Annotated in this window: 29 protein-coding genes and 1 pseudogene; 22 read left to right on the top strand and 8 right to left on the bottom strand. The window is 40.8% G+C overall.

Going from position 1 to position 25,250, the window contains the following annotated elements; all coding sequences use genetic code 11:
- Positions 1–32 precede the first annotated feature (32 nt).
- Positions 33–281 carry a NifU family protein gene (locus tag K1558_RS20725; RefSeq protein WP_238653568.1) on the bottom strand — a complete coding sequence of 83 codons (249 nt, stop codon included), beginning with the start codon at positions 279–281 and terminating at the stop codon, positions 33–35.
- Between the two features lie 82 nt (positions 282–363).
- Here K1558_RS20725 and K1558_RS20720 point away from each other — a divergent pair, with 82 nt between their 5' ends.
- Positions 364–618, top strand: coding sequence for a YuzB family protein (locus K1558_RS20720; protein ID WP_238653567.1), 255 nt, complete (start codon positions 364–366; stop codon positions 616–618).
- 38 nt (positions 619–656) lie between these two features.
- Here K1558_RS20720 and K1558_RS20715 read toward each other — a convergent pair whose 3' ends face one another.
- Both K1558_RS20715 and mqnE read right to left on the bottom strand, forming a co-directional pair.
- A complete protein-coding gene (locus K1558_RS20715) occupies positions 657–1,718 on the bottom strand; it encodes an NAD(P)/FAD-dependent oxidoreductase (protein ID WP_238653566.1) in 1,062 nt (353 codons plus the stop codon).
- Between the two features lie 79 nt (positions 1,719–1,797).
- Positions 1,798–2,904, bottom strand: coding sequence for an aminofutalosine synthase MqnE (mqnE, locus tag K1558_RS20710; RefSeq protein ID WP_238653565.1), 1,107 nt, complete (start codon positions 2,902–2,904; stop codon positions 1,798–1,800).
- Positions 2,905–3,244: 340 nt separating this feature from the next.
- Here mqnE and K1558_RS20705 point away from each other — a divergent pair, with 340 nt between their 5' ends.
- The 8 genes from K1558_RS20705 (at position 3,245) to K1558_RS20670 (ending at position 10,979) form a co-directional block, all read left to right on the top strand.
- Complete coding sequence (locus K1558_RS20705) at positions 3,245–3,604, top strand: HesB/IscA family protein (protein ID WP_238653564.1); 360 nt, start codon at positions 3,245–3,247, stop codon at positions 3,602–3,604.
- Between the two features lie 211 nt (positions 3,605–3,815).
- The gene (locus tag K1558_RS20700) at positions 3,816–4,856 is read left to right on the top strand and encodes a tyrosine-type recombinase/integrase (protein WP_238653563.1); all 1,041 of its coding nucleotides are present in this window, start codon (positions 3,816–3,818) and stop codon (positions 4,854–4,856) included.
- A gap of 673 nt (positions 4,857–5,529) precedes the next feature.
- Complete coding sequence (locus K1558_RS20695; protein ID WP_238653562.1) at positions 5,530–7,377, top strand: DEAD/DEAH box helicase family protein; 1,848 nt, start codon at positions 5,530–5,532, stop codon at positions 7,375–7,377.
- 87 nt (positions 7,378–7,464) lie between these two features.
- The gene (locus tag K1558_RS20690) at positions 7,465–8,367 is read left to right on the top strand and encodes a DUF3991 domain-containing protein (RefSeq protein WP_238653561.1); all 903 of its coding nucleotides are present in this window, start codon (positions 7,465–7,467) and stop codon (positions 8,365–8,367) included.
- Positions 8,368–8,487: 120 nt separating this feature from the next.
- Positions 8,488–8,994, top strand: coding sequence for a BRO-N domain-containing protein (locus tag K1558_RS20685; protein ID WP_238653560.1), 507 nt, complete (start codon positions 8,488–8,490; stop codon positions 8,992–8,994).
- 241 nt (positions 8,995–9,235) lie between these two features.
- Positions 9,236–9,673: a Rha family transcriptional regulator gene (locus tag K1558_RS20680; RefSeq protein WP_238653559.1), complete on the top strand. Its 438-nt coding sequence runs from the start codon at positions 9,236–9,238 to the stop codon at positions 9,671–9,673.
- A 174-nt stretch (positions 9,674–9,847) separates the two neighbouring features.
- Positions 9,848–9,985, top strand: coding sequence for a hypothetical protein (locus tag K1558_RS20675; RefSeq protein ID WP_238653558.1), 138 nt, complete (start codon positions 9,848–9,850; stop codon positions 9,983–9,985).
- Between the two features lie 400 nt (positions 9,986–10,385).
- Positions 10,386–10,979 carry a hypothetical protein gene (locus K1558_RS20670; protein WP_238653557.1) on the top strand — a complete coding sequence of 198 codons (594 nt, stop codon included), beginning with the start codon at positions 10,386–10,388 and terminating at the stop codon, positions 10,977–10,979.
- A 177-nt stretch (positions 10,980–11,156) separates the two neighbouring features.
- Here the strand turns inward: K1558_RS20670 and K1558_RS20665 are convergent, their stop codons facing one another.
- Positions 11,157–12,221: a hypothetical protein gene (locus K1558_RS20665; RefSeq protein ID WP_238653556.1), complete on the bottom strand. Its 1,065-nt coding sequence runs from the start codon at positions 12,219–12,221 to the stop codon at positions 11,157–11,159.
- A 210-nt stretch (positions 12,222–12,431) separates the two neighbouring features.
- Between K1558_RS20665 and K1558_RS20660 the strand changes: the two genes are divergently transcribed.
- Positions 12,432–12,599: a Rha family transcriptional regulator gene (locus tag K1558_RS20660; protein WP_238653555.1), complete on the top strand. Its 168-nt coding sequence runs from the start codon at positions 12,432–12,434 to the stop codon at positions 12,597–12,599.
- Positions 12,600–12,649: 50 nt separating this feature from the next.
- Positions 12,650–13,186, top strand: coding sequence for a type II toxin-antitoxin system PemK/MazF family toxin (locus K1558_RS20655; RefSeq protein WP_238653554.1), 537 nt, complete (start codon positions 12,650–12,652; stop codon positions 13,184–13,186).
- 59 nt (positions 13,187–13,245) lie between these two features.
- On the opposite strand, the gene K1558_RS20650 is transcribed toward K1558_RS20655, so the two are convergent.
- Positions 13,246–13,557, bottom strand: a complete 312-nt coding sequence (locus K1558_RS20650) for a hypothetical protein (protein WP_238653553.1) — start codon at positions 13,555–13,557, stop codon at positions 13,246–13,248.
- Positions 13,558–13,710: 153 nt separating this feature from the next.
- Here K1558_RS20650 and K1558_RS20645 point away from each other — a divergent pair, with 153 nt between their 5' ends.
- The 3 genes from K1558_RS20645 (at position 13,711) to K1558_RS20635 (ending at position 16,623) form a co-directional block, all read left to right on the top strand.
- Positions 13,711–13,941, top strand: a complete 231-nt coding sequence (locus K1558_RS20645) for a helix-turn-helix domain-containing protein (protein ID WP_238653552.1) — start codon at positions 13,711–13,713, stop codon at positions 13,939–13,941.
- Positions 13,942–14,707: 766 nt separating this feature from the next.
- Positions 14,708–15,865 (top strand): hypothetical protein, encoded by a 1,158-nt coding sequence (locus K1558_RS20640; RefSeq protein WP_238653551.1) that lies wholly within the window; start codon positions 14,708–14,710, stop codon positions 15,863–15,865.
- Between the two features lie 146 nt (positions 15,866–16,011).
- Positions 16,012–16,623: a recombinase family protein gene (locus tag K1558_RS20635; protein WP_238653550.1), complete on the top strand. Its 612-nt coding sequence runs from the start codon at positions 16,012–16,014 to the stop codon at positions 16,621–16,623.
- A 264-nt stretch (positions 16,624–16,887) separates the two neighbouring features.
- On the opposite strand, the gene K1558_RS20630 is transcribed toward K1558_RS20635, so the two are convergent.
- The 3 genes from K1558_RS20630 to K1558_RS20620 all read right to left on the bottom strand — a co-directional run bounded on the left by K1558_RS20630 (position 16,888) and on the right by K1558_RS20620 (position 18,753).
- Entirely contained in the window at positions 16,888–17,097 is a 210-nt protein-coding gene (locus K1558_RS20630; RefSeq protein ID WP_238653549.1) for a hypothetical protein, read from the bottom strand.
- Entirely contained in the window at positions 17,094–18,077 is a 984-nt protein-coding gene (locus tag K1558_RS20625) for an MvdC/MvdD family ATP grasp protein (RefSeq protein ID WP_238653548.1), read from the bottom strand. Before K1558_RS20625 ends, K1558_RS20630 begins: the two co-directional genes overlap by 4 nt.
- Positions 18,078–18,414: 337 nt before the next feature.
- A complete protein-coding gene (locus K1558_RS20620) occupies positions 18,415–18,753 on the bottom strand; it encodes a helix-turn-helix domain-containing protein (RefSeq protein WP_238653547.1) in 339 nt (112 codons plus the stop codon).
- A gap of 202 nt (positions 18,754–18,955) precedes the next feature.
- Between K1558_RS20620 and K1558_RS20615 the strand changes: the two genes are divergently transcribed.
- The 8 genes and pseudogenes from K1558_RS20615 to K1558_RS20585 all read left to right on the top strand — a co-directional run bounded on the left by K1558_RS20615 (position 18,956) and on the right by K1558_RS20585 (position 25,239).
- Entirely contained in the window at positions 18,956–19,699 is a 744-nt protein-coding gene (locus K1558_RS20615) for a zinc-ribbon domain-containing protein (protein WP_238653546.1), read from the top strand.
- 297 nt (positions 19,700–19,996) lie between these two features.
- Positions 19,997–20,101, top strand: a pseudogene (locus tag K1558_RS33190) (iron-sulfur cluster assembly accessory protein); the annotation flags it as partial.
- A gap of 559 nt (positions 20,102–20,660) precedes the next feature.
- On the top strand, positions 20,661–20,810 hold the full coding sequence (locus K1558_RS20610; protein ID WP_238653545.1) for a hypothetical protein: 150 nt from the start codon (positions 20,661–20,663) through the stop codon (positions 20,808–20,810).
- A gap of 4 nt (positions 20,811–20,814) precedes the next feature.
- Positions 20,815–21,408: a GNAT family N-acetyltransferase gene (locus K1558_RS20605; protein ID WP_238653544.1), complete on the top strand. Its 594-nt coding sequence runs from the start codon at positions 20,815–20,817 to the stop codon at positions 21,406–21,408.
- A 268-nt stretch (positions 21,409–21,676) separates the two neighbouring features.
- Positions 21,677–22,339 carry a GntR family transcriptional regulator gene (locus tag K1558_RS20600; RefSeq protein ID WP_238653543.1) on the top strand — a complete coding sequence of 221 codons (663 nt, stop codon included), beginning with the start codon at positions 21,677–21,679 and terminating at the stop codon, positions 22,337–22,339.
- A 19-nt stretch (positions 22,340–22,358) separates the two neighbouring features.
- A complete protein-coding gene (locus K1558_RS20595) occupies positions 22,359–23,519 on the top strand; it encodes an amidohydrolase (protein ID WP_238653542.1) in 1,161 nt (386 codons plus the stop codon).
- Positions 23,520–23,561: 42 nt separating this feature from the next.
- The gene (locus K1558_RS20590; protein ID WP_238653541.1) at positions 23,562–24,605 is read left to right on the top strand and encodes a methionine ABC transporter ATP-binding protein; all 1,044 of its coding nucleotides are present in this window, start codon (positions 23,562–23,564) and stop codon (positions 24,603–24,605) included.
- Positions 24,580–25,239, top strand: coding sequence for a methionine ABC transporter permease (locus K1558_RS20585; RefSeq protein WP_076081622.1), 660 nt, complete (start codon positions 24,580–24,582; stop codon positions 25,237–25,239). Before K1558_RS20590 ends, K1558_RS20585 begins: the two co-directional genes overlap by 26 nt.
- Positions 25,240–25,250: the final 11 nt, after the last annotated feature.

Here is a 25,250-nt window from a genome sequence, read left to right as displayed (position 1 = left end):
TCGCGGAGGCCGGGATGGTTTATGAAACGGGATTAGAATACTTGGATAACTTCTTCTACGCCTTCCACTTCTTCAATCAGGGCGCGTTCGATCCCGGCCTTAAGCGTGATCGTGGAGCTTGGGCAGCTGCCGCAAGCACCCATAAGCTTCAGCTTAACGATGCCGTCTTCGACATCAATCAATTCCACGTCACCGCCATCGCGCTGCAGGAACGGACGAAGTTTATCGAGTACTTCCAGTACTTCATCGTACATGGTTGCGCTTTGTACATTCTCACTCATTTCTCAATCACTCCTTTCGTATGTTTATTATAGTACAAAAAGTTAAAAAATAAAATGGTTAGGACAGAATAGGGAGATCATCATGCGACCAATCATTGAATTCTGTGCCAGTAACATCGGACATGGCACGGAACCGCTAAAACTTAAGCTGGAACAGAACCCGGAATACGATGTCGTCGAATACGGCTGTCTGAACAACTGCGGCCAATGTTATCTACAGCCCTTCGCCATGGTAGACGGCGAGATCATTGAAGCCGATTCCCCTGAAGAGCTGGAGAAGGCTATTGAAGCCTTCATTCAGACTGCCTCCGCCTGGGACAGCCTGGATATTGATTAGGCCGGACCGCCCCGGCACAGTCCGGCCTAAGGGCTAGTCTAACCGAAATGGCGTTTGGACATCCAGAGGACACCACTCTTCAGCAGGCGCGGCACCCGGCCCATGACCGAGCGGCGGCCCATCAGGCCGAAGCCGGCATTCTTGCCCAGTGAACCCAAGGTTCCCTTCAGCTTGATCTTATGCAGCTTCGGGGTCTCGCCTCTCCAGAGCGCCTGAATCACCTGGCCTACCTGCTCCCCTTGAGCCCCTGCTGCCTGTGCGCTGGGGGCGAAGGGCAGGCTGGCGCAATCCCCGATCACATACACCTCAGGGTACTCAGCTACATTATAATACTCCCCGACAATGATCCGTCCCCCGCGGTCCTTCGGCAGCTCCAGATCCTGAACCACCTGAACCGGCTGTATTCCGGCCGTCCATACGGTGACATCCGCCGGAATCGCCTGTGTGCCATTGAAGACCGCATCCTTCTCTACATGGGAGACCGATACCTGCCGGATCGTCTCCACCTGATGCTCGCTGAACCATTCCTCCACATAGCCGGACAGCTTGGCCGGGAAGGAGGAGAGAATGCGGTCTCCCCGGTCCAGTATGGAGATATTCAGATCCGGCCGGCTCTCCCGCAGCTCCGAGGCAATCTCTACTCCGCTTAAGCCTCCGCCGACCACATTCACTGTGCCGTATGGCTTCACATCGTTCAGTCTGCGGTAAGTCTCGCGGGTTCCAGAGAAGCTCTGGATGCTGCAGGCATATTGCTCCGCGCCCGGGATATTGTGGAAATTATCCGTGCAGCCGAGGGCGATTGCCAGCAGCTCATAGGCGATCGGCTCGCCGGAATCGAGCATTACCGTCCGGCTCTCCAGATCAATCCTGCTGACCTGTCCATAGCGCACGGTTAGGCGGGGATGAACCGGGAATTGAATCCGCAAATGATAATCCGTTACTGTGCCTGCGGCGAGTGCATAATATTCTGTCTTGATTCCCTGATACGGCATCCGGTCCACCAGGATGATCTCCACATCAGAGGGGAGGTGATGATTAAGCAATTGCTGAATGAGGGCAAGACCGCCGTAGCCGCCGCCCAGGACAAGTAAGGTTCTCATGCGAACTGATCTTCCTTTCGGGTAAGATACAAGAACTTTTACGGGTAAGGCAGTTCTGCAAGTTCGGCCTGTGGCCGGATTATTCGTATACTTTGATCTCGTTATAGAAGGTATCGCGTTCCACCGGAATCCGTCCGGCGCCCTTCACCAGCCAGATCAGCTCTTCCCGGGTCAGGCCTTCCGGTGTCAACGCTCCGGCTGCGTGGCTGATCCGTTCCTTCAGAATCGTGCCGTGCACATCGGAAGCGCCGAAGTTCAGGGCAACCTGGGTCAGCTGAGGCCCGATATTAATGAAGTAAGCCTTGATATGATCGAAATTGTCCAGCATCAGGCGGCTGACGGCAATGGTCTTCAGGTCCTCATTGGCGGAATTGCGGCGCATAATGCCGGCATTCTTGTTCTTAGGCTGCATCGACAGCGGAATGAAGACCATGAAGCCGCCGGTCTCGTCCTGCAGATCCCGGATCTGCATCATATGGCGGATGCGGTCCTCACGGGACTCGATGGAGCCGTATAACATGGTCGTATGCGTCTTCATGCCGAGCTGGTGCGCGGTCCGGTGCACATTGAGGTATTCCTCGACGTTTGCTTTGTCTACGCGCATTTTTTTGCGGTACTGGTCGGACAGAATCTCTGCCCCGCCTCCGGTTAAGGTCTTCAGGCCGGCTGCGCGCAGCTGCTCCAGCACCTCGCGGATGCTGAGTCCGCTGATGCGGGTGAAGAAGTCGATCTCTGCTGCAGTGTATGCCTTAAGTGTGACTTCCGGGAAGGCGTCGTTCAAGGCTTGGAGTGAATCAACATAGTATTGGAAGGGCACATTATCATTATGCCCGCCGACAATATGGAATTCGCGTACCCCGGGGTGAATATGCTGCTCGACATATTGCACCATTTCCGGACCGGACAGGGTGTACGAGCCTTCCTCGCCCTGATCCTTGCGGAAATTGCAGAAGGCGCAGCGTGATTCGCAGACATTGGTGAAATAGAGGCTCATGTTCTCGATGAAATACACTTTATTTCCATTCTTCCGTTGATTAACCTCATTGGCAAGCTGGCCGATGGTCAATAAATCGTTGCTCTCATATAAATAAACGCCGTCTTCCAAATTCAATCGTTCTCCGCCGCGGACCTTCTCAATAATGTTCGCCATCCGGGCATCTGTGTGGGGTGTTATAAGAGTAGACATATGATTTCCTCCTGAAGGTTGGCGAGGCAGCTGCTTCGCTATAATCGTGTGCTTAAAATGAACCAGGCTCACCGGCAGTCCAAATAGAGGTCTGCTGTAACCCCGTGACAAATTTCCGAATTTTCAAAACTTGTTTACATCGCTTTTCCTATTATAAACCTCTGCCGTAGGGGGAGCAACCGCCTCAAACCGCAGTTCCGGCGGTGAATATTGCCTGTTTGCCGCCGCGGGGACACTTGAGGGCTGAAGAATAGTGGAGTATACTGAATTTAGAAATGCCGGCAAATGATTTTCATCATATTCTTTCAATCTTTATTTGACTCTTTAGGAGGTCATTCTGATGATTACTATAAGCGAAACAGCAGCAGGCCAATTGCGCACGATGCTTGCTGAACAGGAAGTACCCGATATGTTCCTCCGTCTTGGCGTTACGGCTGGCGGATGCAGCGGCTTCTCCTACGCCATGGGCTTCGATGATAACGAGACCGACCAGGATGTGTATATGGATGTTCAAGGTCTGAAGGTGGTCGTCAGCAAAGACGATATCCGTTACCTCAACGGCCTCGAGATCGACTTCGAGGAGTCCGGCATGACCGGCGGGTTCACCATTCATAATCCGAACGCGACCGTTACGTGTGGGTGTGGTTCTTCCTTCCGTACGAAGGAAGAGGCGGGGAATCCGGCGGCGGAGCCTTGCTGAGTAAGAGGATAGGGGAATAGCTGTTATTAGGTTTTGGGTATGAATTGGATTGTGATAAAGTAAGCGTAGATTGTGGATTGTAATCGAAAATAAGCAGACCGCAATCATCATTTTGTGTGGTAACAACCCTAAAATGATGTTGCGAGGATTGCGGTTTCCGAGACCTCTTAATTGTGTATGGTGCAAACTGTACTTATTAGGAGGTTTTTTTATGTTGACCAAGAAACAAAGGAGAGCGCCCATTGGAAGACGACCAGACCAAGATGAATTTCCAAGAATCAGTTTCATTCAAGGACTTGAATTTGCGGTTAATGCCAAACGGGCAGAAGGGCTTAGAGATCGAACCTTAAAAGATTACAATAAGCACTTTGGTTATTTTTTTACATGGTTAACTGAGAATTATCCCGAAATGCAATTTATTGATGAACTTACACCCACCATTATCCGTGACCATATCAACTATATGAGATATGATGCCAAGCGGTACGCAAAACATAAGTATATCAATTCCGAAAAACAAACAATTGGCTTAGCGGATACAACCGTCAACATTCGTCTAAGAACATTAAAGGCAATATTCAACCAACTTCGTAGAGACAAGCTTATTGAAATCAACCCCTTTGAATCCGTGAACTTGCTTCGTCAGGACATTGATTTAACAAACTGTCTTACTGATGATGAGATTAAAGACATATTGAATCAACCTAACCAGCGTGATTTCGTAGGGTTCAGGGATTATGTTGGAATGGTGACTATGCTTGATTCTGGATTACGGATTCAGGAATTATTGAGTTTAAGGGCGGGAGATATTGATTTCCAGGCAAGGTTCTTCACAATAGTTGGGGAAGTAAGCAAGAATAGAAAGCCACGCTTAATCCCTTTCTCCAGTTACACCTCTAAGTTACTGCTTCAATTGATTTCGGAAAACAAACAACACTTCAGCACAGATCGTGTCTTCCTATCATGCTATGGTCAACCTTTGGGGGCAAATCAATTCAATAAACGATTGAAATACTATGGTGAAAAGGCTGGTGTGAGTGGGAAGAAGATGACAGCTCATGTTTACAGACATACTTGGGCTAAAAATATGACGTTATCGGGTGCAGATCCGTTTTCACTTCAAAAGATGGGTGGCTGGTCGGATATTCGTACTGTGCGGCGCTACATTCAAATGGATACTAGCGATATCAGGAAGAGCCATGATGATCATTCACCAATAAATAAGCTGGTAGGGTCAAAGGGGCGAGTATAGGGCTATAACAAGCCCGATCAGCAAAGATAAGAGAATTAGTGCCGAGAACACCAAAAGGCTCTAATAGGTGCATCTGGTTGCGTAAGAGGGGCATTTAAATGAATCGAGGCGTATAACATGGAGTGGAGGGGTAAACTGGGCTTAGACGATCAGGAATGGAAATGGAAGACATGTCAACATATCATAAGAATGATTAAGGATGAGCAAGTGTTGCTGGATGAAGCGTTGCACCCAGAGGTGGTTGAAGCTACGATTGAGTTCATTGATATACTAATGGAAATGGAGAAGGAAAGAGGGCGAGAAAACCCAATGAATCTTTAGGCTTTCGATGTCTATTTTAAGTGTTTGAATCACAGTTCCGCACATAAGTCAATAGGTTTATCTTGACAAATGACAGAAGAAATGCTATAATACTCGTATATTAATTGAACGGAAGCTTTTAGTTGACATACCGAACAAGGCTCTGGAATTGAGCCTTGTTTTTAATTTTCTCCACTACATACATACACAAATTCATAAAATAGCAAATGCTTTAACAGACGTGTTAATTGTATTTGTTGTAGGGGAGATAAATAAACGTCTATATTCAGCTGGTATAGGTTTGTTTCATCCTTCCCATTTGTGGAAGGATTTTTTTATCTCCCTGTATATCAAAATACAGAGGAGAATGCAAATGAGTATTAGAAATTTGATTTATGATGTTGAAAGTAATCTGCATCCACAGGCTTACGAGGACACATTAGATGTACTCAAGAATTATGTGAGTACATGTAACAAGCAAAAAGATGTTCATTGGGTATGCAATTCTGCGCCCGGACAAGGAAAAACGACTGCATTAAAGGCACTAACAAAGGAATTAGCATTAAAGCGAGCTGCAATTCCGCTACTCATCGTTTTCAACAACAAGGACACCATGAATAGCTATTACGAGGAGATTAATGAGTTTGCACTTGGACATCACAGACCGTTCCTGGTTCAATACTTGAACGAGGACAACTTTACTAAGGTCTATGATGAGATTGATCAATACCAAGTTCTCTGCATCACTCAGCAGCGACTACGTGATCTTCGCCTTGGTCACGGTGATTCTTTTAAGATTATGTATGAGGCTAAAGAAGGACAACGAGCTAGAGAACGATTGATTATCATTGATGAGATACCTGTTTTCGTGAACGATGTCGACTTTGATATCTCAAGTAAAGATAATGCTGTTGATTGGTTTGACCACTTGGGAGAAGTTAGTTCTTTGGACGAAGAAGATGTGCAATTCGGGAGAATTCTTATTAACAAACTTATTGCAAGAGAAATGGAGGTCGGAGGGCAAATCACGAAAAATTTATTTAGATATATTGAGGGTGGAGAGTCTGGAGTTAGGCTGAATGAGATATTGAGTAAGCTTAAATTGGATACAGCAAAGCGGGAGCATGTTGATAAGTACAATTGGTTTCTGAAGTTATTGCGACAAGATAATGTGGGAGTACTCGACAGATCGAAGTATGGTACTAAGATTATGTGTGCAGAGGCTATCGACTATAAACCAATGGGTAATGTTCTTATTTTAGATGGTACGAGTGATCTCATGCCTAGCTTCTACAGCGGCTACATTATGAAAGAGGTTAAGAATTATCATAATTACAAGGGTAGACTCAATCTTCATCATAGAGCAGTAAGTACATCGGCTTCAAGCAGAACTCCTGAGACTGTAGAATTGATTGCTGAAGACATGTTTAAGCTACGTACGAAGTATGGTGAGATTCTTCCTTTGATGGCTAAACGTGATGTCCAAAGATACATTGATATGAAGGTCATTGCTGGGAATCAAATATCACTCTTTGAGACAAAGACGATTCGTGATTTTGCGGAATCTCACGGTGAAATGCCATTAAATATTTTTAATACGGTAGGCAAAAATGTATTGAGTGACTTTGATTCGCTTGCTTTATTGAACTTGCCTATAAGATACCCGTCTTCTTATAAGAAATATGCAATAGCTTTGTTCGGAACCGAAACCAACATTAGAATCAATGATGGAAACTTTTCGAATTGGTTTGAAGATGATGCGGTTCAAAGGCTATACGAGGAAGTATTCATGGCAGATATTGTACAACTCATTCATCGATGTGCATTGCGTAATATAAATGAGGCTACGCCAGTTCACATCTTCTTGTACACCAATCAAAAAAGATGGGTTGAACGATTACAAGAGCATTTTGGATTACCAAATCGTAATGTGACAAAGGTTCAACTTAAAAGTAAAGGACAAGAAAAATTTATTATTGATTGTGAAAAATGGGCTGTAAAAAGCCTTGAATATTGTAAAGCTGAATTGAAAGTAAATAAAAGTCCATTTGGTGTTAGTGTCTTCTCTACCGCAATCGGTGGAGATAAATTTAAGGAATGGTTGAAGCGTCACTGGAAAGATGAGATTAAGAGAGGGAATATCACTGAGGTATTTGAAAAGGTAGGAGTAGCGATAAGAGTAACTAGCGCAGGACACAAAAAGATTGAATATAATGAATAATATGGATTTTTATCAGATGTAGTGTAGAAGTGAGGTGTTGGATTACTATTACAGGGAAAAAACACCCCACTTTGATATTGAACTATTATGAGAGGAGAAATTAGAATTTATACAAAGGAACAGAAGAAACGAGCAAGGCAGTCAAATTTAGTAGAATTATGTGAAAGACAAGGGATAACACTTCAAACTGAAGGTAATGACAACTATAGAGTGCCGAACTATGGTGGATTGATAATCAAAGACAATTTTTATTACTGGAATGCAACGGGTGAACAAGGTAGTGCCATAGACTTTTGTATGAAGATATTGGGGATGCCTTTTGTCGATGCTATGGAAGCGTTGCTCAAGTGTTCGGAAATTAACGCTGATCAACAATATGTCACCCGCCAAAGGCGTGTGAAGGCGAAACAGGAAAAAAAGGTTGAGCTGCCTAGCGAGGCTACAATAGGTGCAATCGTTGTCTACCTGACTAAGCATCGAAAAATCCCCATGAAAATTGTAAGAGAGATGATTGATCGTAAGCTTCTCTACCAGGATGAACATGCGAATTGTGTATTTCCTTGTTACGACAAGATCGGTGAGGCAAGAGGAGCAATCATTCGAGGCACCAATAAAGACAAGATTTACAAAGGCAAGGCAGAAGGTAGCGATGGGAAATTCGGTTGGGTCATACGTCCGGTCAATTCCTCAAGCAAAGTGATTGTTTTTGAAGCGCCGATTGATGCTATGTCCTTCCTGCACCTCTATCCGAAAGCCAGATCACATTACATCATTGCATTAGGTGGGTTGGGTATGGAAACCTTAGAGGCTTTCTTGGAGGAGAACAGAGAGGTCACAGAAATATGGATGGCTTTGGACAATGATGAACCCGCAAGAAAAGCTATAGCTGGTTTTATTGAGACAAAGGTTGTAGGTTACTCCGTTCATGAATTTTACCCTACAGGTGATATAAAGGATTGGAATGAACAATTGGTGCGGCAAGGTGCCTGAACCTTCTTTTCAGTCCCGCCAGCCTGCCGTTAGGCAGGCGAAGGATAGGAAAAGGATTTGAAGACAGCAATGCAATAAAACAAGGTGAGAAGCTTGTAAATATATAAAGGATGATAAATTGTGATAAATAGTGCGAATGTAAAAATAAATATAAAAAATAACCAAATTCAAAATCCGCTGACAAATGCCCAGGCTAATATTTTTTCGAATGAAGAGTATAACGTAAGAGCCATTTTGGTTGATAATGAACCATGGTTTGTATTGAGTGACGTATGCAAAGTGTTAGGAATTGGAAATCCAAGCGATGTAAAAACTAGACTAGACGATGAAGTATATTCAATCGAGACCCTTCAAACTGCAGGTGGAATGCAGAAAATGACTATAATTAATGAAAATGGATTATACGATGTGATATTGGAGTCAAAAAAAACAGTGGCTAGGACATTTCGTAAGTGGATTACCAAAGAAGTTATACCTTCTATTCGTAAAAGCGGAAGTTATAATGCTCAAACAAATGAATATTTGTCTATGTCCGAAGAAGATAGAATTATTGCGTATTTTACTAAGGTAAAGGCTGATAAGGAGTTGCTTAGACTCGCTGAACAAAATAAGCTACAAAATGATTGAAGAGTACTCCAATATTGTATTATCAATGGGACCTTGCCGAAATAGTATTATTTATTCTATAAACTCCAAAACTTTCCCTTTTTGAAAAGGGGGAGTGCGTAGGTGATACCAAAAGTGATGTTAAACAAAACTTGAAAATTTAGAAGGTATAGTGGATTAGAAAAGTTTTATTTTATGATGCAGGACAGTGAATTGACTTTAAAGGGTGAAACGCCTTCAATATGAAAAGGATGTTTTAATAATGAATAGTAATAGTTTACAACTAGTTTTCGAGCAAGAAGGCAAAGTAGTGACAGATAGCTTAAAGATAGCGGAGACTTTTGGGAAGAGACATGCAGATGTATTGCGTAGTATTAACTCCCTAAAATGTAGCGAGGAATTTAGAGAACTCAATTTTGCGTTGGTTGATTATACTGATGCAAAAGGCGAACTTAGACCAAAATACTACATCACACAAAACGGATGCTATCTCTTAGTCATGGGATATACAGGTAAGGATGCTGCTGTGTTCAAAGAAAGTTACATTAGAGAATTCAACCACATGCGTGATCAGCTTCAAAATCATGCTAATGTTAATTTAAATATGTCCGAAGAGGATAGAGCGATTGCATATTTCACAAAGTTGAAGGCTGAGAAGGAGCTTTTGCTACATGCTAAACAAAACAAGCTTCCAAAGTGATAGAAGAAATACCTAATATCTTCACGAAGTTCCCTTTTTAAACTACAGTTGAATTGTTGAACACCCAGATCAGTGTAAAGTTTGTCCCAAAAGTGCGTTTCTTGGTTGTAGCTAGGACTCTCACTCGCCAATTTTGGGGATTCAAATTAAGATCATAGAAAGAGGAAAGACTTCATGAAGTATAACATCGCACAAGAGAAGATGTTTGCTTTTTTGAGGCTTCGTGGTGTCATCCAAGAAAACAGTAGAGGATATGGGGGATTTGTAACAAAATATATCAAACTTACTAAAAAGTTAAGCCATAACCCTTAAAAGGTTATGGCTTTTTTATTCTACCACTATATCTTTACTTCTTAAATCCTCATCCCCCTTAAAGAGATGATTTCGGATAGAGTTAAAGAATAGTGGTTGGGTATTTAGTTATTTCTTTGGTTTGATGCGTGTTTTCATTTTGAGTTTAAGTTCAAAATTCATGGTAAAAGTGCTTTTAAGTAAATACAATAACAGTATTAAAATAAGAAATAGTTGCACTGTCATTTTTGGTGTCCTCCTACACTTTAAGGGGGAAACAACCAACTAACCTATCCGTTAACACCTATAATTAACATAAAGATGATGTTGATGGAAACAAAATCACAAGGAGTTGTGGCAAGCTTAAAAATTGTTAGACATCAATATATTATGGGATATAATAGAAATGAGGAGGGGTTATATGCGTAATCCATTTAGTGAAATGATGAGAGATATCGTTAAACTGGTAAAAGAAAATGGGGAAGAATATGAAGGTATCAAATCCAGTGTCCAAACTGATAAGATCTTTATTCATGATGGTTCATTGCCAATTGAAGAAGGCGATCATTTGATTCGAAAACTAAAAAATGGACTATCAGAAACTTATTTGGTTTTAGATAGAGGCTATCATGAATCATTCCATGATATTCCTGAAGGGTATCAATGCAAAGTCCGAAAAGTCACATCTATTCCTCGGAATCCTGTCAATAGTACAATTCACAATACCACTTATAATCTTCATGGACCTAATTCTAGGGTGAATAATAATTCTACTGACAGCTCTTCAAATACGGTAAACCAAGTATCCAATGTATTCTCTGACCTCAAAGAAACAATCAAAGCACAAATTGAGCCAGTACAAGTTCAAAGTGAACTTATTACATTGGTAGGTGAACTTGAAGCAGATCAAGGCAACACTGAATATGTTTCAAAGTATAAACGATTCATAGACGCTGCAGCTGATCATATGAAAGTTATAGCTCCATTTATTCCGTTACTAACAAAATTTATTTGAATTATTAGTAAGTGACTGAGAGGTAGATGTTCCTTTTGCGGAATACGCAATCATTTCACCGCCCTAATGATGGGCGGTTTTCTTTTCAGATCATCTTCTTTGAAATATTGTTTCTTCGCATCTCCTTCTTTTTTTAAAAAAAATTATGAGTTACATACCTTTTACATCAGACTATAATTATCTATAAAAAGAATCATTTGTAATAATTCTATATATTAATTCTTCTTCTTCTTTTGTTAATAAATCAGGTCTGATTAGAATACTCAACTTTTTATTTCCTTGTGAAAATGATAGGTATGTTTTAACTAAGTGTTTATATAACAAATCAATATCTTTCACAATATCAAGCATTGTGGTTGCTTGTTCGAGATTGATGCTCTCCCAAGTATGGGCAGGCGATGCCAATTTTAATGAATCGTACTTAATTTGTTCATTTGGTGTTCTTTGTCCTTTAAGCTTATCATGAACAATCATTACTGTTTCGAAAAAATATTTTTGTAAAATATCTTCATTTGATCTTTCTAAAGGAACTCCTTCAAGACTTATTTCAATTGGTAATGCAAAAGGAAAGATTGGAGCAAAACCATGTTTTACTTTGTTATAGAAATCATAGTATGTAACACTGTCTGGAGTTTTTCTTACGATAGACTGGGAAATTATAGTGTATAATTCGAAAATCATTTGAGAAGAATTTTGAATGCCCTTCCAAATAACATCTCTTTCTTCATCACTAATATTTACAAAGATTTTATTTAAGTTTAATTTTGCCTGAGGAAGTCTGAAAATTTGCTTTATATTACGAGAGTTACCAGAGACAATTGAATTATAGAATCCTATTGGATCAGAGTAAGCTAAGAAATACTCTGAGATAGAAGTTCCGTGTATACTGAATTCACGAAATGCTGAACACATGCCAGCAAAGTCTTCAATTATTGTTCCGAATTTGAGAAACATGTCGCAAAACAATGCATTCATTTTTATGTAATCATCAATTCCGCTACAATTAGAAGAAATTTCTTCAAATTTTTTGTAAACATCAGTAAATAAATCTGTACGCTGTGCAATGCCATAAGAATGTTTACTCCATAGAATTTCTAAGCTTATTGTATCTAGAATTTGAGAAGCTGCTTGAAACTTTTCAACGCCTGACGGGTTCGGAGTAATGAAAAGATTCTTTGTTTCGTTTTCATTATTGATCTGAGTTTCGATGTTGAAGTCAATTTCATTTATTGTAGTAATCATTAGCTTCCTCCAAATTAGTATTTGAAATTTTAAATTGAAATTTCAGTTTCCCCTATTGAAATAATTTTAAAACTTTTTACAGCTATGTTGTGGAAGTATTTGTATAATTCATTATAACTACATGTATTAAGTTATGGAATACACAAAGTGAAATATACTAACAGAGCTAAAGATAGGGTGCTAATGAAAAATCAATGAAATTTTTACGCTATGCCCCTTGGATGTAGCGAAGAATTCTCACTCCTAAATTTTAAGGAGTCAAATTACATCAACGAAAGAGGAAGAACTTACACGAAATACTTCATCACACATGATGGATTTACATTCTTGGTCATGGGATATAAAAAAAGATGCTATGTTCAAGGAGAGTTAAATTAGATAGGTTAAACAATAAGTTTAAAGACTGATAATTTAAGGAGGATATCGAGATGGAGGTTAAAATAATTGATAGATACGATGCAGGGGATGTCATTGAGGCAAAAGATAGCAAGTCAGGTAAGAGACGCCCTTTTTTGATTATTTCAAATGATAGGGCTGCAATTCAAGGGGATTCAGATTATGTAGTCTTAAAAATCACCTCTAAAAACAAAAGAACAAACTACGATATTGATTTTAACTGGAGAAAGGTTGGTCTTGATCAAAAATCAATAATAAGATCAAATAAATTTGACAGTTTATCCAAAGAGGAATGTAGTAAATATTTTGGGAGTATAGAAGAAGAAAAACTTAATGATATTCTTGAAAAATGTGGAACAATATTGATAAGAGATAAGGAAAGTGAATACAATCGAGCGTTTAGACACTGGTTAAAAGCATATAACATAATAAAGAAATCAAATTATAAAATAGATAATGCTCCCCTTGAAGTACGTGATAAGTTTAATCGTGAGATTGCTATTTTAGATGGATACTTACGTCTCGTTTTTCATCCTGATTACTTAGCGAAACAAAGGGATAAGTCTTAAAAAGTCGGAATAGCCCTCCACACCAGCTTAACGTGTAGGAGGGCTATTTTTCGTTTGCACTAAATTTTAAACAATCCGCTCTCCTCAATGTCAAATCCAGGTTCAATCCAATTAAATACACCGTCTTCGCATACAATAAACTCCGGCATTTCACAATCGCTTGCTCCTGCCCACCATAATACTTCATCACTCATAGCCAATCTGTATCCTTCATTTTCAAACTCGCCGTTTTGATCAAATATGAGAGTCAGGTTCTTAATCTTTATCCAGTTAGTATCGTGAGGCTTAGTATCGTTTTGTCCTTCGTAAGCGTAGACTATTGCACAGGATGGAATATAAGAGATATCAAAAACTTCTTCGGTTTTTAGCATGATTACCCTCCAAATTAAATTATTGAAATTCCCCGGTGTACACAAAATGTTGTGGTTTGCTTAGTAATATTGATGTATGTATACTGGGGGCTGGGCAGCAGCTTATACCGAGAAAAGTATATTGTCAATGATTATTTTATGGAGGTATATCAGATGAAAAGAATAAATATTAAGCTCAAAAAGATACTTAGAGAGAGAAAGATGACTCAGATGCAGCTATCGGGGTTGTCTAATGTAACACAGGCTAAAATATCTAATTTATGTAATAATAAGTTAAAGGAATTGAATATAGGAATATTGGAGCGCTTAGCGGTAGCGTTAGAGATAGATGATATTTCGGTATTAATGCAATTTGAGGATGTTGACGAGGAGGGACTTAAGTAAGGTGAAGACATAAAAAAGGCTAAGTGCTAAATGATGTGTTCAAGAGCCGGGGATGTGTTATGGCTCTCGTCAAAAAAAGCAAATGCATTATAACTTGATAACTACTAAATTTTTTAAAAAAAATTACATAGCATGTAAAATTGAATATTCATAAAATATGCGAAAATACCGTAAATAAGTGGTTTTTCGTGTTATCGCCCTAGCATGTCGCGGAACGCTAATTCTACGACATGCCGGGGGTAGGTTATAACACGTAAAAACGATTTCTTTTTCCAATACCCCCTGGGCACTGCAACTCCGCGCAGTTACTTTATTTTCATTCGCGTTTCACCTAATCAAAAAACACATTTAAACTAAGTATTCGATCTCAAATTTACTCTCGGTCCATTTTCAAACGATTTATTTTTAACGAAACCGCGTTTTTCGTTTAACGATAAACATCCCCTATTCGTTCACATTTCAACCATACGCTCAGACGAATTATTTAACGTTAAAAAAATTATGACATCCAGAATGCTTATGTTTATTATGCTCTAGGTCAAATCGACAAAAATGTGCATTGGCAACTATTGTATAGGGTTGAACACATGGGATGAGGCAATTCTCCTAAAAATTAATCCCGTAAAGTATAAGGGATTAGGAAGTACGGCTGCATAGATAAAATTCGAGTTTTATCTATCTTTTAAATTACTGAACATGCGAAAAAGGGTGAATGCTATCGAATGTAGAAATACTATGTAAAATAAATGCGAATTGAGGAGAATTTATGGAGAGTAATGCGAATATCAAAAGAATAGCATTTGGAGTAGGGGCTTTTCATTTCCTCACAATAAATGAACTTGAAAATTATGATGGTTTTGATATAGATGATTACATTGAGGAAGTTAGAAATACACTTGGGAAAATTTCAAACATAAATAATATTATTATTGATGATGAAAATGTTAGCTTGATGATGGAAACCAAAGAGTTTTTTTCAGTACCTAACCAGATTTATATAGATAGTGAAATTTATAACAATAATAATGGACTTAGTCCTCATCCAAGTAATTTAAGTATTAAATTTGATTTATATATTCCATTTAGAATTCAAGAAGAAGTTTCTAAGAAATTTTCTTCATTAAGCGGAACAGAAAAATTTAAAATTGATATTAGATATGGTAGAAACTTTCCAGTAACTTTTATAGAACCACAAAATTCTGAAATTGAGTTCAATCCCAGTAGTTCAGTGATTATTGTAAGAGAATATTTAAAAAAAGAATTGAAAAATAGGTCTGAGTTAATCAAGTTCTCATGTATGGGACCTTCGCCTTTTCATAGTAATTTTTTTGTTTCTTTGGAACAGACTGAAGAGGAGTGGGAAATAAATTATACCAATGAAGAATCACGAGGATATTCTAAGGAATTCTTTTATGGAAATCAATTAGTTTATTCTTCTATAGAAGAAGCCAAAGAAGCAGTTTATTCTATATTAACAGAGGAACTCGGATTTTTTTATTTCTTAAACCAAGTAGATAATCGCCGATTTTGGAATTGGAACTATATAGAGAATCAAGTTGATAGTTTAATAAACTTGCAAAGAAGTAATTTTAAAAATTATTTTAGGAAAATTACTAAAACATCAAGCCTACTAAATTTTTTATATATCACAATTGCTGATTTTGAGAAGGATGAACTTTTATTTAAACAAATTATAAAAAAACGCATGGATGATACATTTACAAACAGAAATGTTTATTTTTATAAGGATTTAATTGAGAAGCAACAGAAAGAGACGCTGGATCTTCCCACACAACAATTTGTGCAATTAATAAACCTATTCGAAACAAGGAGATTAAATCTAAATGAAATTGTTGCACTGATAGTTTCAGCAATTGCGGGTGGTAGCTTCGGTGCTTTGCTTACAATGCTTTTATCAAAATAATATAATGTATGTCAAAACTCATACTTTTTGAACGGGCTTATATTGAATTACAGGATCATTTCAAAACATGTAATTTTGATATTTGAAACATTTCATATATATGATATACTTTTTGACACATCTATTATGTCAAGGAGGTTGATGAAATGAAGATTGGCTACGTTCGAGTCTCCACGAAGGATCAAAATACCCAACGGCAAATTATAAAGATGAAGGAGTTGGGTATTGAGGAGCGGTATACGTTCATAGATAAGGCAAGTGGTAAAGATTTTAACCGACCTCAATATCAAGCGTTGCGGCTTGTGATCCGTGAGGGCGATCTAATATACATAGACACATTGGATAGGCTTGGAAGAGACTATGAAGGAATAATTCGGGAATGGAAATACATCACACGTGAAGTTAATGCTGATATTGTTGTGCTTGAGAACGAAACACTATTCGACAGTCGCAAGTTTAAAACCATGGGTGATTTGGGACGATTGATGGAAGATCAATTTTTGAGTCTACTCAGCTATGTTGCGGAGCAAGAACGGAAGAGATCGAAACAAAGACAGGCAGAAGGAATAGAAGTAGCCTTGAGCCAAGGAGTTAAGTTTGGAAGACCGAAGAAAGAAATCAACGATGATTTTATCAAGACATACAATGAGTGGAAATCTGGTAAGATCACGGCGGTTGAAGCAATGAGAAGAGTGGACATGAAGCCAAATACCTTTTATCGAAGAGTAAGTGAATACGAAAAGAGTATAAGTGTATAGAGTTGATAGTTGTTGCCTTCCATGTGAAGGCTTTTTATGTTGTGAGATGTCAAAATAAAAACCACCAAAATTTTCATCGGTAGTTAGCTACAGAGCAGCAGTTTTTTGGTATTTCTTGAACGAGGGTTGCTCAAGACTTTTGAAGCAGCAGTTGCAGCACTCTTACCAGTTAGATGGAATAAAATTGAAATACACCAATGTTATGAATTTGAATAGGAGAAAGGTGGTGTTCGCTAAGAAGAGAATACCACCTTTCTTGCGATATTAAGCTACAAACATTCCTTCATTTGGTCTATCACTATCAGCTCGATCATCCTTCTCAGCTGCATATGTAGATTCCCTGGAAGAAGTTGAATTACCAGATGCATAAATGTGATATGCCTCTTTATTATCTGGTTCCCAAGACCAATCATCTTGTTTCAGTACCTCTTCCTTAGAAGGAGCTTCTAAATACCTAGTTGCGAAAACTTTCATTTTTCCTCACCTCCTTTGCAAGAAGAATTGGAAATAAGCCAATTCGCAATTGAAGTAGAAATGGAAAGCCCTGTTAAGTCCTCTATCCATAACCACTGTCCCATGCAATTTATTTCAAGAAAATACCACTCATTTTCGGGGGTGACAATAAAGTCCATTGCCCCGTACTCTAATTCTAAGGTGCTCATAAAATCATTTATTTTGTCTTTTATTTCTATTGGAGGGTCAAATGGAAAATGAGGCGTATTAGGGATATCATACCTACGCCAATCTATAGCGGTTTTTTCGGATTTTTGAGATTCAATTCTACATGCGAGGTGTTCTTTTCCTACAATTGTATAGCGAACTTCATAGGATTTATCAATATACTCCTGCAATACTATTGGATTTTCAGCAGTATCATTAAACTCTAATAATTCCTGATTAGAAACTTGATTAACATATATGCCTTTAAATGTGCCATCGTCCATCGTATAAAATTCTTGAGACATCAGTTTAAGAACGACTTTTTCATGTTTGTTACTAAAGTTGAGGATTTCTTGTTTGTTGTTTGAAACAATTAAATCAGGTACTTTAAAACCAGTACTTAACGCAAGCTTGCGTTGAAGATACTTATTTTCTGCTTTATATGCTTTTCTTACTGGGTTTAACCAAGGGATATCATTTAGATCAAGATACAAACCTAACAATGTTTTGTTCCATTCCGCTTTCCAAAGCTTAAAGTCATTTGAATTATTGCTTTGTTCCTCTAATGTCAATTCTACAAAAGGTCTTCTTGCCCATACAGTCGATACTTCAGTTGAATTGAAGCTGTCATCTTCTGTTCTGATCTGCCAATTCGAATTATAGTGATGAAGATAAGTCTTCTTTAAAGACTCGACATCTAGGTTGAACCTAACATATCTACGTTTTTGATCACGTAAAATTTCTATTACTCGATCAGCGTGTTTGTCAAATCTATCTGTCAGTATAAGTATCAATATAATGACCCCTATTCTTATTTGTTCGACTGTTATTTTAGATATATGCGACTATATTACCATAAATCTACAAATGATTTCAGCAGATTATTCACGGGATTTGTTGAATCGAATTGAATTATAGAACAAAATGTGAACTTGTAGAGCGTGAAGCGTTCATCAGTATATATTTTTTGTTTTCTATGGGTAGAATAGAAATTTTTATTTTGAATATATTAACGAAAAACGTATCTACTTACTCACTGAACTTGGGAACAGCAAACGAACGCAAAGAAAAAAGTGGATGAATCTTTCCTCATAATAGGGAAGTTTCATACCACTTTGATTATTGCGTTCCTTATTTGCTTTTAAAAACCTCATTCAATATAGTCCTAGCCCTTTTCAATTCTTTACTGTCCAAAGACAGCAACAGGTCCAAAACATCATCAAATTCATCTAGTTTTTTGGAGATTTGCCTTTCAGCCTTGTGATCAACGAAAAATTCATATAATTCTACATTTAAAGCGTTAGCTATTTTCTCAAGATTCTTAATAGATACGTTGTTCTCTCCTCTTTCAATTCCACCAATATATGAGAAAGAAAAGCTGCATTTTTCACCTAATGCTTCTTGTGAAAGTCCACGAGCTTTACGTATTTCCCTTATACGTTTTCCTAACTTGTCCAAAGCGGTTACCATCTGCTACACCTCAACTAAAAGTGTAGACAAGAACAGGAGGGCAAAACATATAGATTTATCGGTTAAAAAAACATAAAAATGATACATATATTAGTCTATTTGTGGTACTATTTGGCTAGCTTAAGCTCTAGGGAGGGATGAAAAGTCAAATTGTTGATAAATCGGATCAGAAATTATCATTAATGATCTTCAGGGGAATACAATGAATACTGTGGAGGTAATAACAATGGAATATTGTAATGAATGTGGGAATGAAGTAATCGCAGGGAGTAAATTTTGCAACTCATGTGGTTCGGCGATACATAAAAAGACACCAGGAAATACCTCAACACATGTTAATCGAAAGAATGTGTCCGCTACTCCATCCTTGAAGGTTTCTGACAAGAAACTAATAAGATTGATCAAGTCTAAGTGGACAATTTCTTTTATTGCACTGGTTATCTTGGGCTTTGCCGCTCTATACACTTACAATAGATACTTTACGCTTGAGGGAGAAGCTAAGTCAGTAGTGGCAAGTTATATCAAGGCTATTCAAAATGGAGATTCCACATCTGATTTCAAGTCAATTGATGTAGATGATTTTTACAACGTTACTGACTATAAATTTATAAAAGCTTCAAAAACAAAAGTTGATACAATTATTCATGTTGATAGAAGTGATTGGGATAATGATTTTTTCGTTGGACGTACTTTTGAAAAAACTTATGAAAAAGAAAAGGAATATTATAGAGCTATATATGAAGCAAAGGGAGTAGGAGGAAAAGTTATTGCAGAGGATGATGATACAATGACCATTAAAACTGGATTGCAGCATGATAAGTTAATGTTGCTATATGATCTACAAGCAGTTAATGGGCTTGGTGAATCTGTAATGAAGCGAACTTATTTCACTTTAGAAAATGATGATTATGGTAAAAATATGGAAATCACTGAAATAAACTATTGATATTTTTACTGATGCATAAAGAGTCATGAATTTTTATCATAGAGTTCTTCATACTGAAGTGAGATGAGTTGTTCATAATATAGGGAAATAACGCCCCACTCCAAGTGGAAGTGATGTGGATTTAAATGTAAAAAGATGAAGAATCAGTTTACACCGACCCATACTTTGGGTATAATCCGATTAGCATCATCCACAATTTAAGTGAGATGCAATCCATAATCCACTTTACAATCAACAATACCTAAAAGTGCTTAAAAACCTTGATAAATCAACGTTATTGATTTTGGTCTCGGTCTTGGCGGCTTCACCATTCACAATCCGAACGCGACCGTTACGTGTGGGTGTGGTTCTTCCTTCCGTACGAAGGAAGAGGCGGGGAATCCGGCGGCGGAGCCTTGCTGAGTCGCGTCAGATAAGCGCTGAAATTGAGCGTTAACAACCCCGATTACTGAACGTTAACAACCCTAGAATACACGTTTCAGGGTTGTGGATTACGGCCTCTACTGCGAGATAGTCACATGACTATTACGTACTGGAGGCTCTTTTTGTTGGCGTTGAATAAGAAGATACGAATATATTCGCTGATAGGACCTTAACGTAGCGCCAAATTATCAGTTAACACTGTAGAAAGTGTTGCGTACCCACTGAATGACTATATATTTTGGTAGTATTTTCACATCAAAAATCTACTTATAATTAAAATCACCCTGAATATTCTCACCAATAATATCCTGTTAATTATTGCTAAGAATATTGCTGTAGGCTATAATCAAATTATCTTAATATTCGATAGAATCTATATTCATGCCGACACTCTATTATTTATTCTTGTCGAAAGCATAATAATATGAAGAAAACTATTTAATTATTGGGTACAATTTTCGAAGGTATCTGCACATCACTTTCCCTAGTATAAAACTGGGAGGTGTTGTGAGTGGGAAAGCGCAAAGGAGGAAGAACAATGGCTACGCAAATGGCTGCAACTCCAACGTTGGATGGTCGTGATGCCGAAAGATTGCTGGAATCTTTAAAGATTAAACCTACTGCAAGATCTAAGGCAAATGCAAAAAAACTTGCCCAGTATTTTGAGGATAAAGAGAAAAGGAACTAATCTTATGACATTTAGTGGATATTATATAGTCAGGCTATCCGAAGATGATTTGGATGACCTGACTAATTTTGATTGTGTGAATACATCTGAATATACCCATATTGTCAAAAGAAAGCGAAGAGTACTAGAACGTCATTCACTTGATATGAATTTATTTTTATTAAACGAGTCTTTAGATGAACAGACTGACGGTTATAACACAACATTTCTAGTCAAAAATGATAATGGCTTAATATTAGCGTATATGTCTCTCTGCACAGATGCAATAAGGCTTAATTATCAAGAGAGAAATAATGGTCAAATAGGATACGAAACGTTTCCGAGTCTAAAGATAGCAAGGCTTGCCGTACATAAAGATTATCAGAAAATTGGTCTCGGGAAAAATATGATAAAATACGCCGTACATAAATCTTTACAAATGCGTGAAGATTTCTGTGGCGTTAAGTTTCTTACTCTTGATTGTTTTCCACATAGATTAGCTTACTACACAGACACTATTGGATTTGTCAAAAACCAGGAATCACAACACCCTAATGGTTCTGATGAACTCATTAGTCTAAGATTAAATATTGACGAATATCTAGATAAATTGGAATAGTCACTCCCTTCCCGGAGTGGCTTTTTGATGTTTATTGATGAATAACGCCCCTTCCTGTAATCCGAATAGTTGCTTTCGCTTGCAATTTGCCTCCTTAATTAATAAAGATTTTCATTCCCCTATAATTCACACTTGACTAGTTGGATTAATAGGATTATAGTATGAAAAAAAGCTGAAATACATAGCAAATACCATCAACTTAAAATTGTATACAATTATACAGTTACTGAAGCGACCCGCAAAATAATAGCGAGGAGCAATGAACTCTATGGAAATGCATTCACGAAGATTGTCCAAGGATAATACCTACAACGTTCTGAAGCAAAAGATTATAGACAGCGAGCTGGAGCCGGATCAGCCGGTGAACGAAGAAGGGTTGGCTGCACTGCTCGGAGTCAGCAGAACGCCGCTCCGGGAAGCGATCCAGCGGCTGGAGCAGGAGGATTTCCTGGTCCGCCAGCCTAACGGCCGGCTGCGGGTAGCCCCGCTAAGCCTAACGGAGGTAGAAGAAATCTTCCAGATCCGCAGTATGCTTGAAGGCCACATCGCCAGAAGTGCAGCGCGGAATGCGACGCCCGGGGACATTCAACGGCTGACGCAGATTCTGGACAGACTGAAGCATTCTTTTCAGACGGGTGAGCGGCAGGATTTTGTATCGTATGGCTTTGAATTCCATGATTATTTGTCGGATATCAGCGGACTGAAGACCTTCGGGAAGGTACTGGGGCAGTTAAGGGACCGTTCGCTGCGCTATTGCCGTTACGTCTCCCTCCATGGAGACTGGAACACACAGGCGGATGAAGAGCATCTGGCGATTCTGCGCAGGATTGCTGCCGGAGATGAGGAGGGTGCAGAGCAAGTGATGCGGGAGCATATCTTAACCAGCCTGGCCACTGCACTTGAGCAAATCAGACATATCGGACAGGCGTAACGAAGGGGGAAGAGCAGACATGAGTCTACAGCATGAGACAGAAGATGCGCTGGCCTCCCGGCTGGTTGAAGTGCGGAGGAGCCTGCACCGCGAGCCGGAGCTGAGCAATGAAGAATTCAGAACGACAGAGAAGCTGCGCGGGTGGCTGAATGAAGCGGGGATACGGGTACTGGACCTTCCGCTGAAGACGGGGCTGATCGCAGAGGTGGGCCAAGGTAACGGAAGCATCGTGGCGATCCGCTGTGATATTGATGCCCTGCCGATCGAGGAGCAGACAGGACTGCCTTACGCATCTGCAATTCCCGGGAAAATGCACGCCTGCGGCCACGACTTCCACTCAGCGGTGATCCTGGGTGCGGCGCTGCTGCTCAAGAAGCGTGAGCATGAGCTGCCGGGCAAGGTGCGGATCCTGTTCCAGCCCGCAGAAGAGACGGGACATGGTGCGGAAGAGGTGCTGGCCTCCGGCGGGCTGGACGGGGTTCAGGCGATCTTCGGATTACATAATTCACCGGAGCTGCCAACCGGCACGTTCGGAACCAGAACGGGGGCTTTGACGGCAGGGGTAGACCGGTTCGAGATTACAGTAAAAGGCGTAGGCGCCCATGCTGCTTACCCCGAGAACGGGGTAGACACCATCGTCACGGCCGCGCAGATCATCACCATGCTCCAGACCGTGGTCAGCCGTCTCAATAGCACGCAGGAGCCGGTGGTGCTGAGTGTGACCCGGATCAACGGAGGCTTCACCTGGAACGTTCTGCCGGAGAAGGTGGAGCTGGAAGGAACAGTGCGCACCTACAATGAAGCGATCCGGCGGAGCATTCCTGCCCAGATGACCCGGATCATTGAAGGCATTGCCGCCGCTGCCGGGGCCGAGGCGAAGCTGCACTGGTATCCCGGTCCGCCGGCAACCGTGAACCACGGGGAATGGGCAGACTTCACCAAAGCAGCCGCAGCCCGGGCAGGGTATGAGGTCCATGATATTCCGCCGCAGATGGGCGGCGAGGATTTCGCTTATTATTTGCAGCAGATTCCCGGAGCTTTTGTGAATATCGGGACCGGTCCGAACCATGCGCTGCATCATCCGCAGTTTGATGTCGATGAGACGGCGCTCTTGCCGGCGGCGAAGTACTTTGCAGCACTTGCAGAACAAGCCCTGGCGAAGCTGAAGCCGCAGGCTTGAATCCTGAATCCCAAATTTACCAGATGATTGAGGGGAACGACCATGATCGAATTACGGGATGTGTACAAGACCTTCACCCGCAAAGAGGTGAAGATTGAAGCGCTCAAGGGCATCAGCCTGAAGGTGGACAAAGGCGATATCTTCGGTGTCATCGGCTACAGCGGAGCAGGCAAAAGCACGCTGATCCGCCTGGTCAATTACCTGGAACGGCCGACAGAGGGCCAGGTACTGGTTGACGGGCATGATCTGGGAGCGTACAGCGACAAGGAGCTGCGGGCAGCCAAGAAAAACATCGGCATGATTTTTCAGCATTTTAACCTGCTCGAATCTAAAAAGGTGTTCGACAATGTAGCGATTCCGCTTGTGCTGCTGAAGAAGAGCAAGGCGGAAATCCGCAAGCGGGTGGAGGAGCTGCTCGCATTCGTCGGATTAAGCGACAAGGCCGGAAGTTATCCAAGTGAGCTGTCCGGCGGGCAGAAGCAGCGGGTCGGGATTGCCAGGGCGCTGGCGTCCAACCCATCCATCCTGTTATGTGACGAAGCGACTTCGGCGCTTGATCCGCAGACCACGAGCTCGATTCTCCAACTGCTGAAACGGATCAATGCGGAATATAACATTACGATCATGATTATTACGCATGAGATGTCGGTCATTCAGGAGATCTGCAACAAGGTAGCCGTGATGGAAGAAGGGCGGATTATCGAGCAGGGCAGCGTGCTGGAGGTGTTCGGGCAGCCCCGGCATGAGACGACGCAGAATTTCGTGAAGACGGTTATTCAGAACAGCATGACCGCCAGCGTCCACAAGACGCTTAAAGAGGAGCATGGCAGCAAGCTCTACAGACTGAATTTTGCCGGAGAGAGCGCATCAGAGCCTGTGCTGTATGAGATTATCCGAACCTACGGGATTAAGGTCAACATACTATTCGCGAATACGACCGAGATTCAGGAGACAACGCTTGGCACAATTATCGTTCAATTGCAGGGTGAACCGGCCCGGATTGCTGAGGCGCTGGAGTATATGAAGCAGCATGAGGTCCGCATAGAGGAGGTGAAGTCCTATGTTCTCGACATCAATCACAAGTGAGCAATTCCTGAAGGCAATTATTGAAACAATTCAGATGGTCGGGGTGTCGCTGTTCATCGGCTCGCTGCTGGGGATTCCGCTGGGCATCCTGCTGGTCATCACCCGTCCGGGCGGCGTCCTGGAGAGCAAGTGGCTGTACACTTTACTGAATCCATTAATTAACGTCATCCGTTCGGTTCCGTTCATTATTCTGCTGTTTGCAATTATTCCGCTAACAAGGGCGATTGTCCATACATCGATTGGGACCAGTGCGGCCATTGTTCCGCTGATTATCTATATTGCACCTTATATCGCACGGCTGGTTGAGAATTCGCTGCTGGAAGTGAATCCGGGCATTCTCGAAGCTGCGGAAGCGATGGGTGCAACTCCGTTGCAGGTGATCTGGTATTTTCTGCTGCCGGAGGCGGTGGGCTCGTTAATTCTCTCGCTGACTACAGCAACGATCGGGCTGATCGGGGCTACGGCCATGGCCGGGGCAGTAGGCGGCGGAGGGGTCGGCGACTTGGCAATCGTATACGGGTATCAGCGTTTTGACGAGGTGGTCATGTTCGCGACAGTCATTATTCTGATTATTCTGGTGCAGGGCATTCAGTCCCTGGGTAACACATTGGCGCGCAAGATCCGCCGTTACTAGAGATTACGAGA

Origin of the sequence: Paenibacillus piscarius (assembly GCF_022234545.1) — a bacterium.
Classification (GTDB): Bacteria; Bacillota; Bacilli; order Paenibacillales; family Paenibacillaceae; genus Paenibacillus_AQ; species Paenibacillus_AQ piscarius.
The sequence above is the reverse complement of the archived record's forward strand: the minus strand, read 5'-3'. Positions and strand labels throughout refer to the sequence as shown.

Excerpts from the sequence above, each read along its gene's own strand:
- K1558_RS20665 (WP_238653556.1), bottom strand. The coding sequence starts at position 12,221 with ATGATTACTACAATAAATGAAATTGACTTCAACATCGAAACTCAGATC.
- K1558_RS20615 (WP_238653546.1), top strand. The coding sequence starts at position 18,956 with ATGAATACTGTGGAGGTAATAACAATGGAATATTGTAATGAATGTGGG.
- K1558_RS20690 (WP_238653561.1), top strand. The coding sequence starts at position 7,465 with ATGAGAGGAGAAATTAGAATTTATACAAAGGAACAGAAGAAACGAGCA.
- K1558_RS20705 (WP_238653564.1), top strand. The coding sequence starts at position 3,245 with ATGATTACTATAAGCGAAACAGCAGCAGGCCAATTGCGCACGATGCTT.
- K1558_RS20700 (WP_238653563.1), top strand. The coding sequence starts at position 3,816 with ATGTTGACCAAGAAACAAAGGAGAGCGCCCATTGGAAGACGACCAGAC.
- K1558_RS20670 (WP_238653557.1), top strand. The coding sequence starts at position 10,386 with ATGCGTAATCCATTTAGTGAAATGATGAGAGATATCGTTAAACTGGTA.
- K1558_RS20630 (WP_238653549.1), bottom strand. The coding sequence starts at position 17,097 with ATGAAAGTTTTCGCAACTAGGTATTTAGAAGCTCCTTCTAAGGAAGAG.
- K1558_RS20620 (WP_238653547.1), bottom strand. The coding sequence starts at position 18,753 with ATGGTAACCGCTTTGGACAAGTTAGGAAAACGTATAAGGGAAATACGT.
- K1558_RS20650 (WP_238653553.1), bottom strand. The coding sequence starts at position 13,557 with ATGCTAAAAACCGAAGAAGTTTTTGATATCTCTTATATTCCATCCTGT.
- K1558_RS20595 (WP_238653542.1), top strand. The coding sequence starts at position 22,359 with ATGAGTCTACAGCATGAGACAGAAGATGCGCTGGCCTCCCGGCTGGTT.
- K1558_RS20635 (WP_238653550.1), top strand. The coding sequence starts at position 16,012 with ATGAAGATTGGCTACGTTCGAGTCTCCACGAAGGATCAAAATACCCAA.
- K1558_RS20590 (WP_238653541.1), top strand. The coding sequence starts at position 23,562 with ATGATCGAATTACGGGATGTGTACAAGACCTTCACCCGCAAAGAGGTG.
- K1558_RS20600 (WP_238653543.1), top strand. The coding sequence starts at position 21,677 with ATGGAAATGCATTCACGAAGATTGTCCAAGGATAATACCTACAACGTT.
- K1558_RS20695 (WP_238653562.1), top strand. The coding sequence starts at position 5,530 with ATGAGTATTAGAAATTTGATTTATGATGTTGAAAGTAATCTGCATCCA.
- K1558_RS20640 (WP_238653551.1), top strand. The coding sequence starts at position 14,708 with ATGGAGAGTAATGCGAATATCAAAAGAATAGCATTTGGAGTAGGGGCT.
- K1558_RS20715 (WP_238653566.1), bottom strand. The coding sequence starts at position 1,718 with ATGAGAACCTTACTTGTCCTGGGCGGCGGCTACGGCGGTCTTGCCCTC.
- K1558_RS20660 (WP_238653555.1), top strand. The coding sequence starts at position 12,432 with ATGCCCCTTGGATGTAGCGAAGAATTCTCACTCCTAAATTTTAAGGAG.
- K1558_RS20720 (WP_238653567.1), top strand. The coding sequence starts at position 364 with ATGCGACCAATCATTGAATTCTGTGCCAGTAACATCGGACATGGCACG.
- K1558_RS20610 (WP_238653545.1), top strand. The coding sequence starts at position 20,661 with ATGGCTACGCAAATGGCTGCAACTCCAACGTTGGATGGTCGTGATGCC.
- mqnE (WP_238653565.1), bottom strand. The coding sequence starts at position 2,904 with ATGTCTACTCTTATAACACCCCACACAGATGCCCGGATGGCGAACATT.
- K1558_RS20680 (WP_238653559.1), top strand. The coding sequence starts at position 9,236 with ATGAATAGTAATAGTTTACAACTAGTTTTCGAGCAAGAAGGCAAAGTA.
- K1558_RS20645 (WP_238653552.1), top strand. The coding sequence starts at position 13,711 with ATGAAAAGAATAAATATTAAGCTCAAAAAGATACTTAGAGAGAGAAAG.
- K1558_RS20585 (WP_076081622.1), top strand. The coding sequence starts at position 24,580 with ATGTTCTCGACATCAATCACAAGTGAGCAATTCCTGAAGGCAATTATT.
- K1558_RS20675 (WP_238653558.1), top strand. The coding sequence starts at position 9,848 with ATGAAGTATAACATCGCACAAGAGAAGATGTTTGCTTTTTTGAGGCTT.
- K1558_RS20605 (WP_238653544.1), top strand. The coding sequence starts at position 20,815 with ATGACATTTAGTGGATATTATATAGTCAGGCTATCCGAAGATGATTTG.
- K1558_RS20725 (WP_238653568.1), bottom strand. The coding sequence starts at position 281 with ATGAGTGAGAATGTACAAAGCGCAACCATGTACGATGAAGTACTGGAA.
- K1558_RS20655 (WP_238653554.1), top strand. The coding sequence starts at position 12,650 with ATGGAGGTTAAAATAATTGATAGATACGATGCAGGGGATGTCATTGAG.